This is a genomic window from Gilvimarinus sp. 1_MG-2023, assembly GCF_030548285.1.
On record NZ_JAUOSC010000721.1, the window covers coordinates 1 to 298 of the forward strand.

1 pseudogene is annotated in these 298 nt (G+C 39.3%); it reads left to right on the top strand.

The window, feature by feature from the left end:
* Positions 1 to 298 (top strand): annotated as a pseudogene (locus Q4563_RS18765) (glycosyltransferase family 2 protein); the annotation flags it as partial.

Consider the following 298-nt stretch of genomic DNA (forward strand, 5'->3'; position numbering starts at 1 on the left):
CAGTAATAGTGCTCTTGAAGTAGCAACTGGCGAATGGACAGCTCTTTTGGATCACGATGATTTACTACAACAGCATGCGTTATTTTATGTCGTAAAAGCTTTGAATGATAATGAGAATGTATCTTTTGTCTACAGTGATGAAGACAAGGTTGATGAAGCTGGTAATCGTATTGACCCTCATTTTAAATCCGATTGGAATCCGGATTTACTCTATGGTCAAAACTACGTGTCCCACCTGGGTGTATATCAAACGGATATAATTAAGCGGATTGGTGGTTTTCGAGTTGGCTATGAAGGT